Genomic DNA, 18,580 nt, shown 5'->3' with positions numbered 1-18,580 from the left:
ATTCCAGCTTCTTCGGCGAATGAAGCCATCGGGAAATCGTAAGCAGTAATCCACGATACTTTTTCCCCTGTTTTCTTCATCTTATTCAGATCTAAAATCGATTTTTTCCTTGCCATTTTGTTTCCTCCTGTTTGTTTTATAATGTAGCGCATCATGTTGTATTGTAATACATTAAAATTATCATTTTATGAGAAGTGCCAGAACACCCGTGGGGCAACAATTGAGATTATAAAAAGATACATTGAGGAGCAAAATGCTCCTCAATAAAAACTAACCCCTCCTAAATCGGAGATTATAGAAGGGGATTGCGTTTTTAATTTTGTTCAATTGCGGATTGTCGCTTATCTTGTCTTTTAAAGATACTTTCACTTATTTAGCTTTTTTCTAATTTTGGCAAACGTTTACTCTACCTTATTTCCGAAACATCAAACGTAAAACGTATGATGTTTTCTTTTAAATAATATCATATTACTCCTCCACAAAACGAAAATCAACTTAGTTAATCCTAAATATAATTATTTTTTAATGGCCTTTGCAATTATGAGGAAGTCTTCGTTTTAATAGTGGGGATTTCTGTTTCGCGATTCGGGGGGTGATTTAATTATGCAATAAACAGCTTTTCACTACTAGGACGCACTAGGAAACTTTAACCCTTAAGATTATGCCCATTTTAAACAAAACAAAAACCCTGCTGAAAGCAAGATTTTTCAATGTGTTAACGATGGTGCACCTAAGTGGACTCGAACCACCGGCACACGGTTTAGGAAACCGTTGCTCTATCCTGCTGAGCTATAGGTGCATGCAAAATCAATTACTATCATATGTTTTTTTGACGAAATTGTCAACCTTTCCGGAGACCATTTATCCCTTTCTCCCTCAGGAAATCAAACCTCGACCTCTATCTCTCAATATGAACACCAGCCCTTGCAAAATGTCTATCTCATTTTACTTTTAATTTACTCAAAAGAGTATTCATCTTCACAAAGGGTATACTTTAAGGGTATACTTTTATATATAGATATTAACTTTGGGATTAAGAATACATTTGGGATTAAGAATACATTGGAGGTAAAGTGTTTTATGGCAAATATGGAAGAGATACGCACACGAGCCGAAAAAATCGCCATTGAAAGCGATTTCAGCTTTAAAAAATATAATTTGAACAATTTGGTCAGCCGCCTGGAAACGAATCATTCCGATATCGTTTCTTTTTCGTCAGGCCTGTCGGACCTTGCAACGGGAGAAGGCGAGCTATATCCCGGAAGTACTTGGATTCTTGACAATTTCTATAAGGTCGACGAACAGGTCGAGCAATTAAAAATGGTTCTCGCCAATAGGCAAAAAATTAAGCTGGGAGTACTTGAAGAATCCATTTTCAAGGGATATCCGCGCATTTATCCCGCCGCTCTTAATCTTGTAGAAATAACAAACGGCAATTTCAACGAAGAAATCATAATAAACTATCTAAAGGCCTATCAAAACGCAAGCATGTTTTCAATAGGAGAGCTTTGGATATTCAACACTATGCTCGTATTAGCAGTAATAGAACACATCAAAGAGATTTCAGACGACATCTTCAGAAATCAGCTGGAACGCGAAAAAGTCAAGAATCTCGACTTCGAAGACATGTCCTATGCCCTTGAGCAAATTAAAAAGGACATAGGAAATGCCTCCACTGTTTCCACTTCCTACATAGAATATCTCGTGCGAATGACACGCAGGGAACACGAAAAATATGAATCTGTTTCCCAATACCTCAAGCACAAGCTTCTGGAGTATGACACCACCATAGAAAAAACAATCGAGTTGGCCATGCGGACCCAGTCATCACACAAAAACCAAATAGGCAATCTTTTCACCTCTCTGAATAATATATCGTTGCTCGATTGGAACAACATTTTCGAATCCGTATCCGTCGTGGAAAACATACTCCGGAAGGACCCTTCCGGAGTATACACGCTTATGGATTTCGAATCCAGAGACCACTATCGGCACCAGATAGAAACCTTCTCTGGAAAATTTAAGATAAATGAAACAAAGATAGCTCTGAAATCATTGGATTTATCGGAAAAAGCCAAGAACCAAGGCGACTCGCTCAGAAAAACCCACATCGGATACTATCTCGTAGGCAATGGACGCAGCGAACTCATCTCCTCCATGGGTTTTTCTCGGAATTCCGACTACTTCCATAACTTTTCAACGGCTTCGTATCTTCTTCCCGTATTCATATTGACGGTTTTTGCAACAGCTTTGTTCGTTTACAATATATCCCCGGTTTTCGATTTGTTCCGCAATGCCGTCTTTTCAGGCTTGATCCTATTCATACCCATAAGCGAAATTATTATCAAATTTCTAAACTGGATTTTTCTGAAGATTACCCCTCCGGTTTTTTTGCCCAAGCTCCAGTTAAAAGACGGAATCCCCGATGAATCCGCAACGATTGTCGTTATACCGTCTCTCATAGTCGCTAAAAAAAACGTAAAGGATCTTTTTGAAAAAATCGAGACATATTATCTCGCCAACAAAAATACCAATCTGTATTTCGCCTTGTTGGGAGAATTCAAGGATGCCGACAGCGAATTCACCAAGGAAGACAACCAAATTATAAAAAGCGCCTTGAATGAGACAAAACGCCTAAATAAAAAATATTCCCATAAAGAAGACATCTTCTTCTATTTCCAGAGGAAACGCCAGTTCAATGCCCGCCAAAAAAAATGGATTTGCTGGGAAAGAAAAAGAGGATCCCTCACAGAGCTGGGAAATCTTCTTTCTGGAAACAGGGAAACTTCCCACATAGTCGTCTCCCCCGACATATCCAAAATGAAATCGAAGATTCGCTATGTCTTAACACTGGATGAAGACACCCAGCTTACCATAGATTCTGCGCGAAAACTTATAGGAACCATTTCCCATCCCTTGAACCAGGCCATATTTAATCCCGAAAAAGGACGGGTAGAAGAAGGCTACGGATTCATTCAGCCAAGCGTGAGCATCAGTGTAGTCAGTTCAAATGTTTCCCGTTTCACACGCATCTACGCAAGAAATACAGGCGTAAGCATATACTCTGAGAACATTTCCGATTTGTACCAGGATTTGTTCAACGAAGGAATCTTTATGGGAAAGGGCATTTACGATTTGCCTCTTTTCAACAAGGTCCTCTCCGAGGCCATTCCTGAAAATCAAGTCCTTAGCCATGATTTGTTGGAAGGGAGCCACATAGGAGCCGCATTTGCCACTGATATCGAACTGGTGGACAATCATCCCACAAAATATTTTGCATACATAACACGTATGCATCGGTGGATACGGGGCGATTGGCAGCTGATTCCCTGGCTCAAATTCAGGATTGTCAACAAGCGGGGAGAAAAGGTCAAAAATCCTTTGTCCTCTCTTTCCAAATGGAAAATTCTCGATAATCTGAGGCGAAGCCTTTACACTATAACTCTTTTCCTTCTCATAATAGGCTCAATGACATTTTTGCCGGGAAACGCTTGGCTTTGGCTTTTTGTCGCTGTTTTATCCATGTTTTTACCTCTTTTGCTCGAAATAGCAGACTCCATTTTTGCCGTGCGCTACCATACTCCCAACCGGTCATACAATCGAAAGGGCAAGGTAAAGTTCGGCATAAGGGGCACGTTGCAATACTTGCTGCTTCAGGTCGTCTTTCTTCCATACGAGGCATATGTAACGATGGAGGCCATAGCAATATCCCTTTACCGATTATTCATATCCAAGAACAATCTTCTGGAATGGATACCGGCATCTTTATCCGAAAACGAGCCGCAGCCTTCGCTTTTATCGTTCGTAAGAAAGATGAGAATTGTATTCATTGAAGTTCTTCTGTTTTTATGCTTGGTCATATTGCTGCAGAAAGAAGGTTCCCCCCTTCCATGGTTTTTCGCCATTGTATGGTTTTGTTCGCCCTTCATTGCCTTCAAGCTCTCTCCTAAAAAACCTTTGGGACAGGCTATTCCGGAAAAGGATGCAGCCTATTTGCGACTTGAAGCCAGAAAAATATGGGCTTTCTACGAGGATTATGCACAAAAGTCCCACAACTATCTTCCTCCCGACAATATTCAAATATATCCGCCCAGAATTGCCGCAAACAGGACCTCTCCCACTAATATGGGTCTGATGTTCCTTGCAGCTGTTTCTGCACGGGATATGGGCTATTTATCAATTACAAGAATGATTCTTATAATAAAGCGACTACTCGCGACCGTATCCAAACTAGAGAAATGGAACGGCCACCTCTATAATTGGTACAATACCAACGACCTTTCGGTTCTGAGGCCACGATACATTTCGACCGTTGACAGTGGCAATTTGATAGGGTATCTGATAGCCCTCAAGCAAAGCCTTATAGAATACAGGGACAAGCCTCTTATTGACGACGACATTGTCCGAGGGCTTCGTGAAACTTGCGAGATAAGCGGAAGTATGGATGAAAACATACAGAATATTCTAGAAGACTTCGGAAATATTAAAGGAAAGAAAGGCTACGAGTGGAAGGCCTTTCTGGACAGTATGGCCAAATATGGCAACTCATCTTCAGTTTGCTCGAAAAAAACAAAATCCACCATACGGGAACTGCTATCTGAATATGGCAAGTACTACACTCTCCGCTTAGATCCCGATGACATGGAAGATTCAGAGCATCCGGCCTACAAAAAAGTATTAGATGAAATGAGTCATCTTGGAATGGATCTTAGCCTGTCCGAACTTCGCGCAAGCTACACCGAGATGCTTACCAAAATTAAAAAGACAAAATTCAAGACTTCAAGTACCAAGGAAAAATCGGTTCTTGTCAAGATTGAAAACAAGCTAAAAACCATCGTCTGCAACCTGGACGAAGTCATCCGCACCTTCGATCAATTGTGCCATACCATAGACCGGCTGGTGGATCAAACGGATTTCGCCCCTCTATATGATGGCAAAAAAAATCTGTTTTCGATAGGGTATGATTGGGAAAACGACAATTTAACCGACAGTTACTATGACCTTATGGCCTCGGAAGCTAGACAAACCAGCTTCTTGGCGATCGTAAACAAGCAGGTTCCATTAAAGCATTGGTACCGGCTAGGCAGAACTTTGACATTGTCCAAAAGTTTCAGGGTTCTTGCATCTTGGTCAGGAACAATGTTCGAGTATTTCATGCCAAATCTGATTCTCAAAAACTATGAAAACACTCTGTTTGATGAAACCTATAACTCAGTAATCCAAAGTCAGAAGCTTTACGGGAAAAGCAAAAACAGACCATGGGGTATTTCAGAATCAGCCTATTACTCTTTCGACATCGATCTGAATTATCAGTATCGAGCCTTCGGAGTTCCCGGACTTGGTTTGAAAAGGGGACTAGTAAACGACTATGTAGTCTCGCCCTATTCGTCTTTCTTTGCCCTGCCATTTGATCGAAAATCAGCCATTTCCAATTTAAGGCACCTTGAATCCGAGGGTCTTCAAGGCCCATACGGGTTTTATGAAGCCGCCGACTACACGGAAGAGCGGATTGGAAATGAAACCCCTAAAAAAATCGTGCAAACCTATATGTCTCATCATTTAGGCATGAGCATTGTCGCCATAAACAACTGCCTCAACGACTTAATAATGCAAAAGCGATTTCACGCAGAACCGGTTGTCAAAACAGGCGCAAGCCTATTGCAGGAAAAACTTCCGTTCCGCGTAATCATAACCCATGAGCTCAAGGAAAAGCCAAGGGCCATATCCAAATACAAGGACAAAGAACCTTTTTTCACACGTGTATTTCAACATAGTCTTTGGGGCTTCCCCCGTTGCCATGTGCTTTCAAACAAGGAATACCGCGTAGTCATTACTAACAATGGAAGTGGCTTCAGTCAATACCGGAACCGTATGGTCACAAGGTGGCGAGAAGATCTCCTTGGCAACCACTACGGCTTCACCTTCTATTTCAAGAATATTGAAGACAATGAAATCTGGTCTGCAGGTTTCAAACCGGTTTGTGCTGAGTCGGAAAGTTATGAAGCCCGATTTTCTCTTGAAAAAGCGGAATTCGTCCAATCTCACAATGGAATCAACATACACATGGAAATCTGGGTTTCACCTGAAGACAACGTAGAAATCCGCCGCATATCCATAGTCAACAAAAAGAAAAGACCGGTTGTGATTGAAACCACAAGCTACGCTGAAATTTCACTCAACACCAGCGCGGCGGACATAGCCCACCGCGCATTCAGCAACCTCTTCGTAAGCACAACTTTCGATCAGCAAACGGAAAGCATTATCGCCACGAGAAATCCTAGGGGGGAAGATGAATCCGCCCTTCATCTCTTCCACTCGGTCTTTTGCGAGGGACAGCTGTACGGAAATACCCAATACGAAACAGATCGGCTCAAATTCATAGGAAGGGGTCGCAATCTGTCGAATCCGGTCGCCCTCGAAAAGGTTCTTGATAATTCCTCAGGAGTCGTGCTGGATCCCATCGCGAGTCTTCGAAAAAGTGTACGCATAGATCCAAACCAAAAAGCCGTTTTAACATTCTCCATGGGCGTAAGCCCTAAGCGGGAAGAAATTTCAACCCTCATAGAAAAATACAGGAATCCTTATATGGTCCGTGAATTGTCGGATTTGGCAACTATCAGAACGCAGGTCGAGACCGAGTATCTGGACCTTTCGCGCGATGACCTTTTCGTGTTCCAAGACATGCTTTCCCAAATACTGTATCTAAGCCCCCAAAAGAAGCTTTATGAACGCATAATACAGCGCAACAAAAAAGGTCAGGACGGTTTATGGTCTTTTGGAATTTCAGGGGATGTCCCGATAGTTCTTGCAAGTATAAAACGTCAAGAAAGCATGCCCTTATTATGGCAATTGCTTAAAGCAAAGGAATACTGGCGTCTTAAAGGACTGTCAGTCGATCTTGTAATCCTCAACATCGAAGAAGCCGGATACTACAAGGACATGGAAGATGAAATTCGGGATATGGCTTCAAGAAAGTTCGGATACGCATCAGATCCCAAATCCATGGGAATATTCATTCTAGACAATATGAAACTTTCAAACGAGGACACTTCCTTGCTCTATGCCGCATCCAGAATCGTGATTGACTGCGAAAAAGACTCTCTTGAAAAACAAGTTTCACTCTCTCCCCTCGCTCTGGCAATACCTGAGCCTGTTGCCTACAGCCATTATGATTTTTCAAAGCAAAAAATCGCCTTCCGCAGAAGCAAGCTGAAATACTTTAACGGATATGGAGGATTCGATGAAAAATACAATGAATACGTTATACGCCTCAAGGACGGAGACAACACTCCGGCCCCATGGATCAATGTCATCGCCAACAATAAATTTGGCTTCACAGTCTCCGAAAGCGGCGGTGGCTACACATGGTCTGAAAACAGCCGAGAAAACAAACTCACTCCATGGACCAATGATAGCCTTTATGATGACCCCCATGAAATAATATATCTAAAGGACGAGGTCCACGGCAAGATATGGTCCGCGACTCCAAAACCCTTAGGGGAAGGAATGGATTTTGAAATTCGCCATGGAAAGGGATATAGTGAATTTATCACAAATGGCTACGAAATATGGTCAAGCCTAAAGATGTTCGTCCCCATAAACGAATCGATAAAGCTGTATCGATTGAGCCTTAGGAACCAATCTGATTTCAAGCGCCAAATTTCTAGCTTTTTCTATATAAGACCCGTGCTTGGAGTCACAGATCAAAATACTCAACTCCATATCAAAACACGGCTTGCCGAAAATCAGTACTTGTTTGTGACAAACCCCTACAATACTGAATTTCCGGAACAAATTCAGTATTTAGCATCATCGGAGCCCATAACATCCTTCACTGGCAACCGCGAAGATTTTTCCGGAGATCCGAGAGCAAAACTTTTAAGCAAAAAAAATCTTTCCAATTCCTGCGGAATAGGCTTCGATCCATGCGGTGCCCTTCATGTATCACTTGAGCTGGAACCCGGAGAAGAGAAGACTTTAATCTTTATGATGGGCGTCGAGACAAAATCACGTCGCGTTTTAGAACGAATTGCCAAATACAGCAATCTAGATCAAGTGCTTCATGCCGAACAAGCCATAGCCAGCTACTGGAACAATTTAACAGGCAAACTGAAAGTGAAAACGCCAGACAATAAATTTGACACCATCATTAATGAATGGCTTGTATACCAGACCCTTTCATGCCGAATCAACGCCCGCACAGCCTTTTATCAAGCAGGGGGAGCGTACGGCTATCGCGACCAGTTGCAGGACTCTGTCAATATGCTGCTGATTGACCCTTTAATTACCAAAAAACAGATTTTGCTTCATGCCTCGCATCAATTCGAGGAAGGCGACGTCCTTCACTGGTGGCATAATGGCCTAGCGGATAAAGGCATAAGGACAAGGTTCTCGGACGATTTGCTTTGGCTCCCATATGCTGTCATCGAATATATTCGCGTAACGGAAGATACCGATTTTCTTTTGGAAGAAATCCCATACATAAGCGGGGCTCCTCTTGAGGACGGTGAAAACGAAAAATATATGACTCCCCGAGAATCGATGCTGAGAGAAAACCTTTACCAACATTGTGTCCGGGCAATCGACCGTTCTTTAGCCTACGGAGATCACGGTATTCCTCTAATGGGCGGAGGCGATTGGAACGATGGAATGAATGCAGTCGGAATCGGTGGAAAAGGCGAAAGCGTATGGCTTGGATGGTTCTTGCACCTTATTCTCAAGCGCTTTCTACCAATCTGCGACATCATGAATGATTCCAACAGAAAAACACTCTACAGGGAGGCCTCTCGCTTCATAACTGAGTCTATAGAGAAAAACGCATGGGACGGTTCGTGGTACATGCGAGCGTTTTACGATGACGGCAGCCCCCTAGGATCGATCCAGAATACCGAATGCATGATCGCTTCTCTACCTCAAAGCTGGTCCGTAATTTCAGGAGGAGCTTCACCGGAAAGATCCACGTTGGCCATGAACTCAGTATACAACCACCTTGTTCGAAAGGAACATGGCACAGTACTGCTCTTTACTCCTCCATTTGAAAAAACAGATAAGAATCCCGGATATATAAAGAGCTACGCTAAGGGAATTCGTGAAAACGGAGGACAGTACACACATGCAGCAGCTTGGGTTGTTCAAGCATTCGCCGAATTGGGAGAAGGAAACAAGGCCTATGAATTGTTTGAAATGCTCAATCCTATAAATCATTCCCGCAGCGTCTTCGAAGCCAACCATTACAAGGTCGAGCCATATGTGGTTGCTGCCGATGTCTACAGTGCCGATATGCATGCAGGAAGAGGCGGATGGACGTGGTACACGGGAGCTGCCGGCTGGCTCTATAAGGTAGGCTACGAAAATATTCTCGGCTTTGTAAAAGAAGGAAACTCCATTCATCTGCATCCATGCATACCTACCTTTTGGAAAAAGTATAGTATAGAATACACCTATAAACATACGCTTTACAAGATAGAGGTGCAGAATCCAGCCGCTCTATCGACGGGTAAAATTAGCTTCATGATTGACCAAAAAGCATCAAAAGAGGATTGCATAAGACTTATAGATGATGGAAAAATTCACAATATTATTGCTGTATTGAAAAAAGAATAAAATCAAGCCCCATAGCCTTATGGCTATGGGGCTTGATTTTTGTTATTTATCTCTATTTCCTTACTTGTTTTTTCCGCAACATTTCTTGTATTTTTTTCCGCTTCCGCAGGGACATGGGTCATTACGACCCACTTTTTCTTCTTCTCTTTTGAATGTCTTAGAGCTATTGAAATCTTTTTTTATTTCTTCTCTTTTTTCAGCGCTAAGAAGATTGTTCCATATTTCAAGATCGTAAAGCCAATCGGCTTCGGCCTTGTGCATATTTAAATATAGTTTTTCAACTTCAATATCCATCGATATTTCGGAATCCGCTTCCAATTTTTCAACTTCAATAGGCTTTTTCAGGCTCGTATTGATGCCGTCAATAAATCCGGTCAGCTCCTCACTTGAGAGTCCCAATTCTTTTGCCACATCGGAAGTTTTACCCGATATTACAAACTTGCCACCTGTCAGAATTTTGTCATAAGCATCCTTTTCTTTTAGAAAATATGCTTTCCAAAATTCATCATATTCCTCTTGATTCTGCTTATCTTCCGACATTCTATTCCAATCATCGAACAATCCCAATTATTATCTCCCCTTTTTTAGGCAGTGCCCTGTTTTTTTCATTATAGCACACCATTGCCGGCGGGGATAATTTTAAATGCTCGCCTCTATTGGCTTAGTCTGTTGTATATCATTATAGCCGCATCTCCCCTTTTAAGATGGCTTTCCGGATAGAAACTCCCGCCGAAACCATTAACTATTCCAATCCCTTTTGCGATTGCTACATAACCTCTAAGCTCCGGGTATGTCTCGTCGACATCCGCAAACCCCTGCGAAAATATTTTGTCAATCATCGCGACCTTTTCGTATACAAGGCCCCTTATGATATACTTGACCGCATCTATCCTCTCTACAGGAGAAGAGTAATTTATTTCATCCTCTGTAATGATTTCCTGCCTTAGCAGATATGCATACATTTCCTCGATAAACTCATCGTTTCTTTCATCCGGCACATAATAGCCCATAGTATTGATGAAAAGAATGAAGAAATCCTTTTGCGCGATTATATTTTCCGGCAGGAAAGACTCTCCTTCCAGATAGATTCCGTTTTCCGCGAGAATTTCCACAGCTTCCCTGGAATAGTGATTATCCAAATCGTCATATGCCGATATCTCAGGCTCCCGGTACAGGCTTCCGTCACGATTTAGGAGCGAAAGCGTCTCCGCTTCGAAAATGGCCGGTTTTCCCGGCTTCAGCCCATAGGCAAGGCGAACTCCGTCCGTTTTGTTTTCCGTCATGGACATCTGGGCATAATCCTCTTCCATGGGTACGTAAAGCAGCTCGAACCCAATTTTTTCATTAGACGATATTTTTTATATATAGTTCTATTAATTCGGCAATTCTTTTCGCCTAGTATCCCTCGGGATTCCCCTTCTGCCAGCGCCACGAATCGCGGCACATGTCCTCAAGGGTTTTTTCGGCTTTCCATGAAAGTTCCATTAAAGCCTTCGATGGGTCTGCAAAGCATTCTGCAAGGTCCCCGATCCGCCTCTCTGCAATTTCATGCCTGATTTTTATCCCGGTTGCATTTTCAAAGGCTCTCACAACATCGAGAACGCTATATCCCTTTCCCGTGCCCAAATTGTAGGTATGAATACCCTCTGCATTCCTCAGTCTCTCAAGCGCTTTTACATGCCCCGATGCCAGGTCCTCAACATGTATGTAGTCCCTCACACCTGTTCCGTCGGGGGTGTCATAATCGTCTCCAAAAACCATGAGCTTTTCTCTTTTGCCTACAGCTACCTGGGTAATGTACGGCATAAGGTTGTTTGGAATTCCTTTTGGGTTTTCACCTATCATGCCGCTCTCGTGAGCCCCTATCGGATTGAAATACCTTAGAATGGCTATTCTCCAGTTGCTGCCTGATGCATATATATCCCGAAAAATCTGCTCTATCATAAGCTTTGTGCTTCCATACGGATTTGTTGTCGCAAGTGGCATATCCTCGGTCAATGGCGAAGGATTACCGGTGCCGTAAACCGTTGCAGACGAGCTAAACACCATTCTTTTTACTCCGTGCCTCTCCATTGCCAGGCAAAGATTAATAGTTCCTGCTACATTGTTATAGTAATACTCAAGCGGCATCTCTACCGATTCTCCCACAGCCTTTAGCCCCGCAAAGTGAACCACGGCTTCTATGTCATTGCTCGCAAACACGTATTCAAGTTTATCCTTGTCCAGAATATCGCCTTCAATAAACTGGAGTCCCAATCCTGTGATTCTTTCAATTCTTTTAAAGACGTCAGGATTGCTGTTTGATAAATTATCAAGCACAACCACTTTTAGGCCTGCCTCCAAAAGCTTTACAACACTGTGGCTTCCTATATATCCTGCTCCGCCAGTTACAAGAATGCTCATATATATAACCTCCCTATACTCTTTATTAATCTTATTTCATTATTTCCATATTATAATTTCAATACCATCCGGCCGCTCTCCTTCATTACACAAAATATAAATAAAAAAAGCCCCAAAAACCGGGGCTCACTCGTTAAATCCCATTCCTATATTAAATTGCTTACAGCTTCAAACCTCTCACTTCGAGGCGCTTGATCCACAAAAATCTCTCTACATAAATTACAATGCCGCTTTCTTTAGCCTTGGCACTTTTATTCATGTACACCATCACACCGGCCACATCATGCGCTTCATACCTGGACAAAACTTTCGGTTTTGCCATTACAACGAATGGCGTAGGAGCGGATGCTCAGCCCCCACACTTTTGGATATCCACAACCAAAGATTCGGCGCCCTTTGCTTTTATAAGTTTCATTGCTTTTTCATCTATTGTTATTTTCATGATTTTCACATCCTTTCAATCTTATTATACCCTCCGCGGGTATCATTAACCAATATTATAACAGTGTTTAATCCGTTTTTCCATGGGTATATATAAATTAAGCAACATTGATGAATCTCAATCAACCAACGATATGCATTTCGAAGGGACTGAGACCACCAAAAAACTTTGAATTGGAGTTGGAAATCGAATTGAAAATCAGATTAGAAACAAGCTAAAAACCGCACCCCTAATTCATAGGATGCGGTTTTTGGTTCGATATTTAAAATTTTCAAGAAAACAGGTTCCAGAAAACCCTTAAACCAAGCATGAAAATTCCCATAAAAAAGCTTACAAATGCCATGAGCCCAATGTATGAAACCCACTTGGGAACAATCCCTTCCCTGCCATTTTTGCCCCAAAAATGGTCGGCTTTGTTTTTTTTGAGTTTTTTTCCTTCCAAAGTTGCTTTCCTGGTATGATATATTATCAGATAGTAATTAACCAGAAACAGTAGTATCCCTGCGGCAAAAAAAAGAAGAGCCGCTCTTACAATCATGCTCATTTCAAATCCCTCTTTCTACCAAAATAAAGATAATAGGAAACATCTCTTCCCTTGAACTTTTCTGTTAGTTCTTCGATTTCGACTTCATCGAAGACATCCTCCATGCTTTGCTCGAGACGCCTGTCCCTGTCGCAAGACCATATGACACACACACCGCCATTGTTTAAAATGCCCAAAACCACCTGCATAAATTCGCTAGTATAAACCTTTTCGTTGCCTTCGTTAACTAGAAGCATAGGCCCGTTGTCTATATCTATGCAGATTATATCGTGCGATTTTTTAGAATTGATTGCATGATTGTAAAAATCGTCGATATACAAGGCAACTCTTCCAGAATCGAAACAAGACTGTTCGCAAGTCTTGAAATATTTTTTGTTCCAATCCACTATAACCTCTTCCATCTCAACCACATCGATGGATTCAATTCTTTCGTTGCGGCATGCTTCGAAAACAGTAAAACCCATTCCAAGCCCGGCTATGAGTACCGACAATGGTCTTTTTCCTTCAATTCGGCTTGCCGCGTTTCTAATTAAAAATTCTGAAGATCCGCTATTGTAGGTAGCCATTATGAATACACCATTGATTATTATTTCAAAGTCTTCTCTTTCACCATTTTCATATTTCCAAAGCTGAAGCTCCGAATTTTTTGTAAAAACATTCTCAAGCATTTTTCTTTTTTCAAAAGTCATTGGGTTCACCACTTTTTTTCTGTCCTTGTATTAATTCGACAGATCTCGCGGTAATCCTCTTTATTAATAACCCTATCCTATCTTTATGAAAAGAGGCTCTTTGCCCATTGCCTTAAGAAATTTCAAGAAATCCCTATAGCTTATTGTAAGTGTCTCTGTATTATCATTTGGATGAAAGTTGATTTTTTCTGCATTTCCTAGAGATTCGTCAATAACAATCTCAACAATATTTTCAACATCATTTATAAGATTGAAAACAGATACCGCGCCGCTTTCTATCCCCATGTATTCCATTAGCCTTTTGTCGGATCCGAAGCTTAGCCTTTTTTCCCCTAGAATTTTTTTAAGTGAGCCAAGGTCGGCCCTCTTGTCATTGCCTAAAATCACCAAGTATTGCCTGTTGCCTTTGGCATTTCTCAGAAAAAGGTTTTTGCAATGCTCACCCTCAATGCCTTCTGAATATTTGTCTGCTTCTTCGCATGTAAAAACAGCTTTATGTTCGTGCTTTACATACGTTATGCCAAGCTCTTTAAGCTTGTGGTACACCCTTTGCTTTTGCTGAGCCTTCATTGTTTTCATGCTATCCTATACTTATAAAGAGAGGGTCCTTGTCCATTGCCTTGAGAAATTTCAAGAAGTCCTTGTATGTTATTGTAAGTGTCTCCGTGTTGGCGTTTGGATGAAAATTTACTTTTTCATTGCGTTTTAGTGTTTTGTCTACTACAACCTCAACCGTATTATCCGTGTCATTAATAAGATTGAATGGAGATACCGCGCCGCTTTCTATCCCCATGCATTTCATTAGTCTTTTGTCCGATCCGAAGCTAAGCCCTTTTTCCCCCAGAATTTTTTTAAGTGAGCCAAGGTCGGCCCTCTTGTCATGACCCAAAACAACCAAGTATTGCCTGTTGCCTTTGGCATTTCTCAGAAAAAGGTTCTTGCACTGTCCGCCTTCCATATCTGCCGCATATATGTCCAATTCCTCGTTTGTAAAAACAGCAGGGTGCTCATGCTTTACATAAGAAATCCCAAGTTCTTCCAATTTGTTGTACACCTTTTGCTTTCTTTCTTCTACCATTTTCATCATCCTTTCACATCTATTATTTATGAGAAGCGCCAGAACACCCGTGACTTTAGTCGTGGGATGAATGGCAGCATTTGTTAAAAAATGGTTTTAATTAGTTGTTTTTAATTTAGAAAGTCTTCTCTTTGGGGAGAAAAAACATCGATTACCACTCCGGACTCCAGACAAACGCAACCATGCTCCGCATCAGGCGAGGCATAAAGACTATCTCCTGCCTTCATTATCCTTGTTTCTCCATTTAAGAAAAATTCAAATTCCCCGCTGACTATGTAAACGGTCTGTTCGTGGAAATGCGTATGGTTCGGCGCCACTGCTCCCTTTTCAAACCTATTCTCTACAGCCATGAGCCCTCCACCGTATCCCTTGATTGTTGAATGTATGCCCTCTTTTAAATCGAACTTCTTGCCTTCATCGTTTATTACAAACATTTATCTTCCTCCTTTTTCAATCTTGGTATTGTTTATTATCTCTTGTGACAGTCCAAACTTTTCATCCTTCATAGTGCATCCCAATGGCTCTATGTGAACCATTATATCGTATACTGCTTCGATTTCGTCGTGAATCTTCTTTTCAAGCTCATGAGCTATAAGATGAGCTTCATTTACCGGCAAATCCCCATCAACCTCTATGTCCATGTCAACATAAAGAATATCTCCAAATTTTCTGACCCGCGTTCTGTGAGGGTGATTAGCGCCCTCCACCCTTTCGACAATCTCAAACAATGTATCGTAGATGGAAAGGTCCTTGGTTTCCTCCATTACTTCCGAACTGGTTTCAAGGAATATTCCCAGTGCCGATTTCATTACCCATATACTTATGCAAAAGGCAGTTAAAAGATCCAGAATCGGCAAATCAAGAGCAAATGTGAATCCCAAACCCAAAAGAACCGCTATAGATGTGAGTATATCATTCTGCATGTTTTTCGCTGTCGCCGCTATCATTGCGCTTCCCGATTTTTTGGCCATTACATGCTGAATTCTCGATAAAATGAATTTCCCGAATATTGATGCAACTGTAACATAAATAGCCGCTACATCAGGTTTCGCAAGGGTATCTATAATTTTGAAACGTGAGAGAGTGCTGATCATAAATTGCGCTCCCGCAAAAAATATCATGAATGAAAGAAGTTTTGTAGCAACGGTTTCGGCCCTTCCATATCCATATGGATGCTTAGGGTCCGGCGGCCTTTCCATTATCCCTGCTGCAAACAATGTTATCAGCGACATGACTATATCCGTCGCTGAGTCGATTCCGTCACCTATAACCGCCATGCTTCCCGAAAGCACTCCCACAACAAGCTTTGCCGTTGAAAGCAACATGTTTCCTGCGATTCCAATCCACGATGCTGTTTTTATCTGTCTGTTTCTATCCATAATTAACCCCCGCCTCACCGGCGAAATCACTTTTTCCTGTTTGCCCTGAATCTCATTATGTGCATTACATTTAAAACAACTGCAATCCATAGAAAAATCATCCTTATGTAATTGCCTGCCTTGCTTTCGTCATAGCCAAAGTACTGCATTCCAAGCCCTAAGGCTAGAAATCCAATTCCGTAGTACAAAAACCTGTAGTCCGCCTGCGGCTTTTGCTTCAGCTTATTGCTTTTATTATTATTCTTGCTCATTGATTTCCATTCCCTCCCCTACAATAATATTCGATGTCAACAACTCATTAAAATCCTTTATTCTATACTCAGCCTTAGTATGCGAGCCAAAGGGATCATACAGCAAAGTTCTGCAGCCAAGAGCCTTTGGCTTTTCATAGTCATTGGCATAATCATCGCCTATAAAAACTATGTTGTCAAAATCGACTCCCGCCAATTCCCTTGCGGCATAATATATTTGGTCGTGAGGCTTTTTCCATCCTATTTCACATGAATTTACCGAGAATTCAAAATGCTCCAGCAAACCCGTCTTTTTTAGTAGATCGCGAACACCGCTTTTAATTTTGAAATTAGAAACAACTCCCAGGTAATATTTCTTGGATAATACGGAAACAGCTTCAATCACTGACTCCTTTGCATAGCACTCGCTTGAATATCTGTTCCAAAACACCTCATCCATATTAGCTACAATTTTTTCGAGCTCTTTACCCTTGACCTTGCTTCCTAGAATTCTTCTATACCTCTCGTTCATTTCGTATTCTTTAAAACGGGGCAACTCCTTTTCTATCTCAATTCGCGCCGCTCTGTAATCTATATAGAAATCCCGGAAATCATCCCACAAAGCCTCTGCTTCAGATCCCTCGAAAGCCCACAAAGCATAGTCTTCAGAATTCGGAAGATTTGTCATGTCGATAAGGGTTTCCATACAGTCGAACAATATCCATTTTTTCATCGCAATCCGCTTCCTCCTGCCGTTTTTTCACCGCACTCGAACCATCTATTGCAAAATTCTCTTTCAAAACGAAGCGTATCCCCCAATTAGAACTCATAAGGCGGACTTATTACAATGAGCTTTTCTCCATTCTTCTTTTCACCCGTTTCCTTAATAATTGTCGATTTTTTTCTCTTCTTACAATGTACCATAATTGATGTCATCAATGAAGATAAAAAGGTTCCGACTTTACACCGGAACCCAAGATTATTTATGAAATGCATTACATATAGCAGTTTTAAGCACTAAGTAGCAAGTGGAAAGTCAAACGTAGAAACGTAGAAACATAAAAATAAATACAAAGAATCAAATACAAAAATTCAAGACCAGTCTCGTTCTTTAGTCACTGCTTTTATCTTTAAACTTTTGTTCTTCCTTTCAACTTTCTACTTTCTACGTTCCACCGCTCTTATCTTTCTACTTTCTACTTTCTACTGCTTTTATCTTTCTACTTGAGCTTGTGTACAAAAAGGCCGCTTCTTAGCTTGGGTTCAAACCATGTCGATTTTGTCGGCATAATCAACCCTGCATCAGCCACCTCTAAAACATCGTCCATTGATGTCGGATACATTGAAAAAGCAACTTTCATGTCTGTAGAAACACGATGTTCAAGTTCTTTTAAACCTCTTATTCCTCCAATAAATTCCACTCTTTTATTTGTGCTCGGATTATCAATCCCTAAAACGGGATTCAATAAATTGTTTTGTAGAATCGCCACATCCAACCTTTCCAATGGATTTTCATCGTTCCATGTGCCGGGCTTTGCGCTAAGCTTATACCATGCGCCATCTACATACATTCCGAAAGTTTTTTCTTTCATGGGTTTAAAGGCTTCTTTGCCTTTCCATTTTTCTATCTCGAATTTGTTTTCTATCTGAATAAACAATTCGTCTTTCGTCAAACCATTGAAATCTTTGACCACACGGTTGTAATCCATTATAAAAAGATCCTCATCAGAAAACAGAACTGATAAAAAGTAATTAAATTCCTCTGTACCGTCGTAATCCGGATTCTCTTTTCTTCTTTTAATTCCAACCTTCGCACTAGAAGCCGTTCTGTGATGTCCATCTGCAATATAAAGATATTCAATATTTTTAAATATCTCCGTTATTTCATTTATGGCCGAGTCATCATCTATTACCCATACAATATGGGTGATGGCATCTTCGCTTGTAAAATTATACTCAGGCATATGGAACTTAATCCAGTTATTCATTATTTTATTAAGGCTATCCTCTTTCCTATAGGCTAATAACAATGGTTCAGTGTTGGCATCGGTTCTATCAATATTGTTTATGCGATCCAGTTCCTTTTCAGGTTGCGTAAATTCATGTTTTTTAACTATTTCATTCAAATATTCATCTATTGATGTACATCCAACTATGCCTGTTTGAACACGACCGCGGAATATTTGTCGATAAATATACAGACAATTCTTTT

Annotated in this window: 15 protein-coding genes and 1 tRNA gene; 1 reads left to right on the top strand and 15 read right to left on the bottom strand. The window is 41.2% G+C overall.

Annotated elements, in window-relative coordinates; translation table 11 throughout:
• Window positions 1-116 (bottom strand): 3-methyl-2-oxobutanoate hydroxymethyltransferase (locus tag JJE29_06425; GenBank protein ID MBK5252250.1); only part of this gene is annotated, 116 nt, incomplete at its 3' end.
• Between the two features lie 606 nt (window positions 117-722).
• Window positions 723-799 (bottom strand) — tRNA-Arg (locus tag JJE29_06420).
• 281 nt (window positions 800-1,080) lie between these two features.
• Here JJE29_06420 and JJE29_06415 point away from each other — a divergent pair.
• Window positions 1,081-9,603: a glycosyl transferase gene (locus JJE29_06415; protein MBK5252249.1), complete on the top strand. Its 8,523-nt coding sequence runs from the start codon at window positions 1,081-1,083 to the stop codon at window positions 9,601-9,603.
• A 60-nt stretch (window positions 9,604-9,663) separates the two neighbouring features.
• Here the strand turns inward: JJE29_06415 and JJE29_06410 are convergent, their stop codons facing one another.
• The 13 genes from JJE29_06410 to JJE29_06350 all read right to left on the bottom strand — a co-directional run.
• Window positions 9,664-10,170: an SEC-C domain-containing protein gene (locus tag JJE29_06410; GenBank protein MBK5252248.1), complete on the bottom strand. Its 507-nt coding sequence runs from the start codon at window positions 10,168-10,170 to the stop codon at window positions 9,664-9,666.
• An 86-nt stretch (window positions 10,171-10,256) separates the two neighbouring features.
• Window positions 10,257-10,892, bottom strand: coding sequence for an S-layer homology domain-containing protein (locus tag JJE29_06405; protein ID MBK5252247.1), 636 nt, complete (start codon window positions 10,890-10,892; stop codon window positions 10,257-10,259).
• Window positions 10,893-10,998: 106 nt separating this feature from the next.
• Window positions 10,999-12,006, bottom strand: coding sequence for a UDP-glucose 4-epimerase GalE (gene galE, locus JJE29_06400; protein MBK5252246.1), 1,008 nt, complete (start codon window positions 12,004-12,006; stop codon window positions 10,999-11,001).
• Between the two features lie 160 nt (window positions 12,007-12,166).
• Window positions 12,167-12,328: a hypothetical protein gene (locus tag JJE29_06395; protein MBK5252245.1), complete on the bottom strand. Its 162-nt coding sequence runs from the start codon at window positions 12,326-12,328 to the stop codon at window positions 12,167-12,169.
• Between the two features lie 391 nt (window positions 12,329-12,719).
• Window positions 12,720-12,992, bottom strand: coding sequence for a hypothetical protein (locus JJE29_06390; protein ID MBK5252244.1), 273 nt, complete (start codon window positions 12,990-12,992; stop codon window positions 12,720-12,722).
• The gene (locus JJE29_06385; GenBank protein ID MBK5252243.1) at window positions 12,989-13,681 is read right to left on the bottom strand and encodes a hypothetical protein; all 693 of its coding nucleotides are present in this window, start codon (window positions 13,679-13,681) and stop codon (window positions 12,989-12,991) included. The genes JJE29_06390 and JJE29_06385 overlap by 4 nt, the downstream gene beginning before the upstream one ends.
• A 72-nt stretch (window positions 13,682-13,753) precedes the next feature.
• Window positions 13,754-14,251 (bottom strand): prolyl-tRNA synthetase associated domain-containing protein, encoded by a 498-nt coding sequence (locus JJE29_06380; protein MBK5252242.1) that lies wholly within the window; start codon window positions 14,249-14,251, stop codon window positions 13,754-13,756.
• A gap of 10 nt (window positions 14,252-14,261) precedes the next feature.
• Window positions 14,262-14,759, bottom strand: a complete 498-nt coding sequence (locus JJE29_06375) for a prolyl-tRNA synthetase associated domain-containing protein (protein ID MBK5252241.1) — start codon at window positions 14,757-14,759, stop codon at window positions 14,262-14,264.
• Window positions 14,760-14,869: 110 nt separating this feature from the next.
• A complete protein-coding gene (locus JJE29_06370; protein MBK5252240.1) occupies window positions 14,870-15,193 on the bottom strand; it encodes a cupin domain-containing protein in 324 nt (107 codons plus the stop codon).
• Entirely contained in the window at window positions 15,194-16,138 is a 945-nt protein-coding gene (locus JJE29_06365) for a cation transporter (protein MBK5252239.1), read from the bottom strand.
• Window positions 16,139-16,164: 26 nt separating this feature from the next.
• A complete protein-coding gene (locus JJE29_06360; protein MBK5252238.1) occupies window positions 16,165-16,389 on the bottom strand; it encodes a hypothetical protein in 225 nt (74 codons plus the stop codon).
• Window positions 16,376-17,101: an HAD family hydrolase gene (locus JJE29_06355; GenBank protein MBK5252237.1), complete on the bottom strand. Its 726-nt coding sequence runs from the start codon at window positions 17,099-17,101 to the stop codon at window positions 16,376-16,378. Before JJE29_06355 ends, JJE29_06360 begins: the two co-directional genes overlap by 14 nt.
• A 487-nt stretch (window positions 17,102-17,588) precedes the next feature.
• Window positions 17,589-18,580: DUF1015 domain-containing protein (locus tag JJE29_06350; GenBank protein MBK5252236.1), on the bottom strand; the 992-nt coding region annotated here is incomplete at its 5' end.

This window comes from Peptostreptococcaceae bacterium (genome assembly GCA_016649995.1).
GTDB lineage: Bacteria > Bacillota > Clostridia > Peptostreptococcales > BM714 > BM714.
The sequence above is the reverse complement of the archived record's forward strand: the minus strand, read 5'-3'. Positions and strand labels throughout refer to the sequence as shown.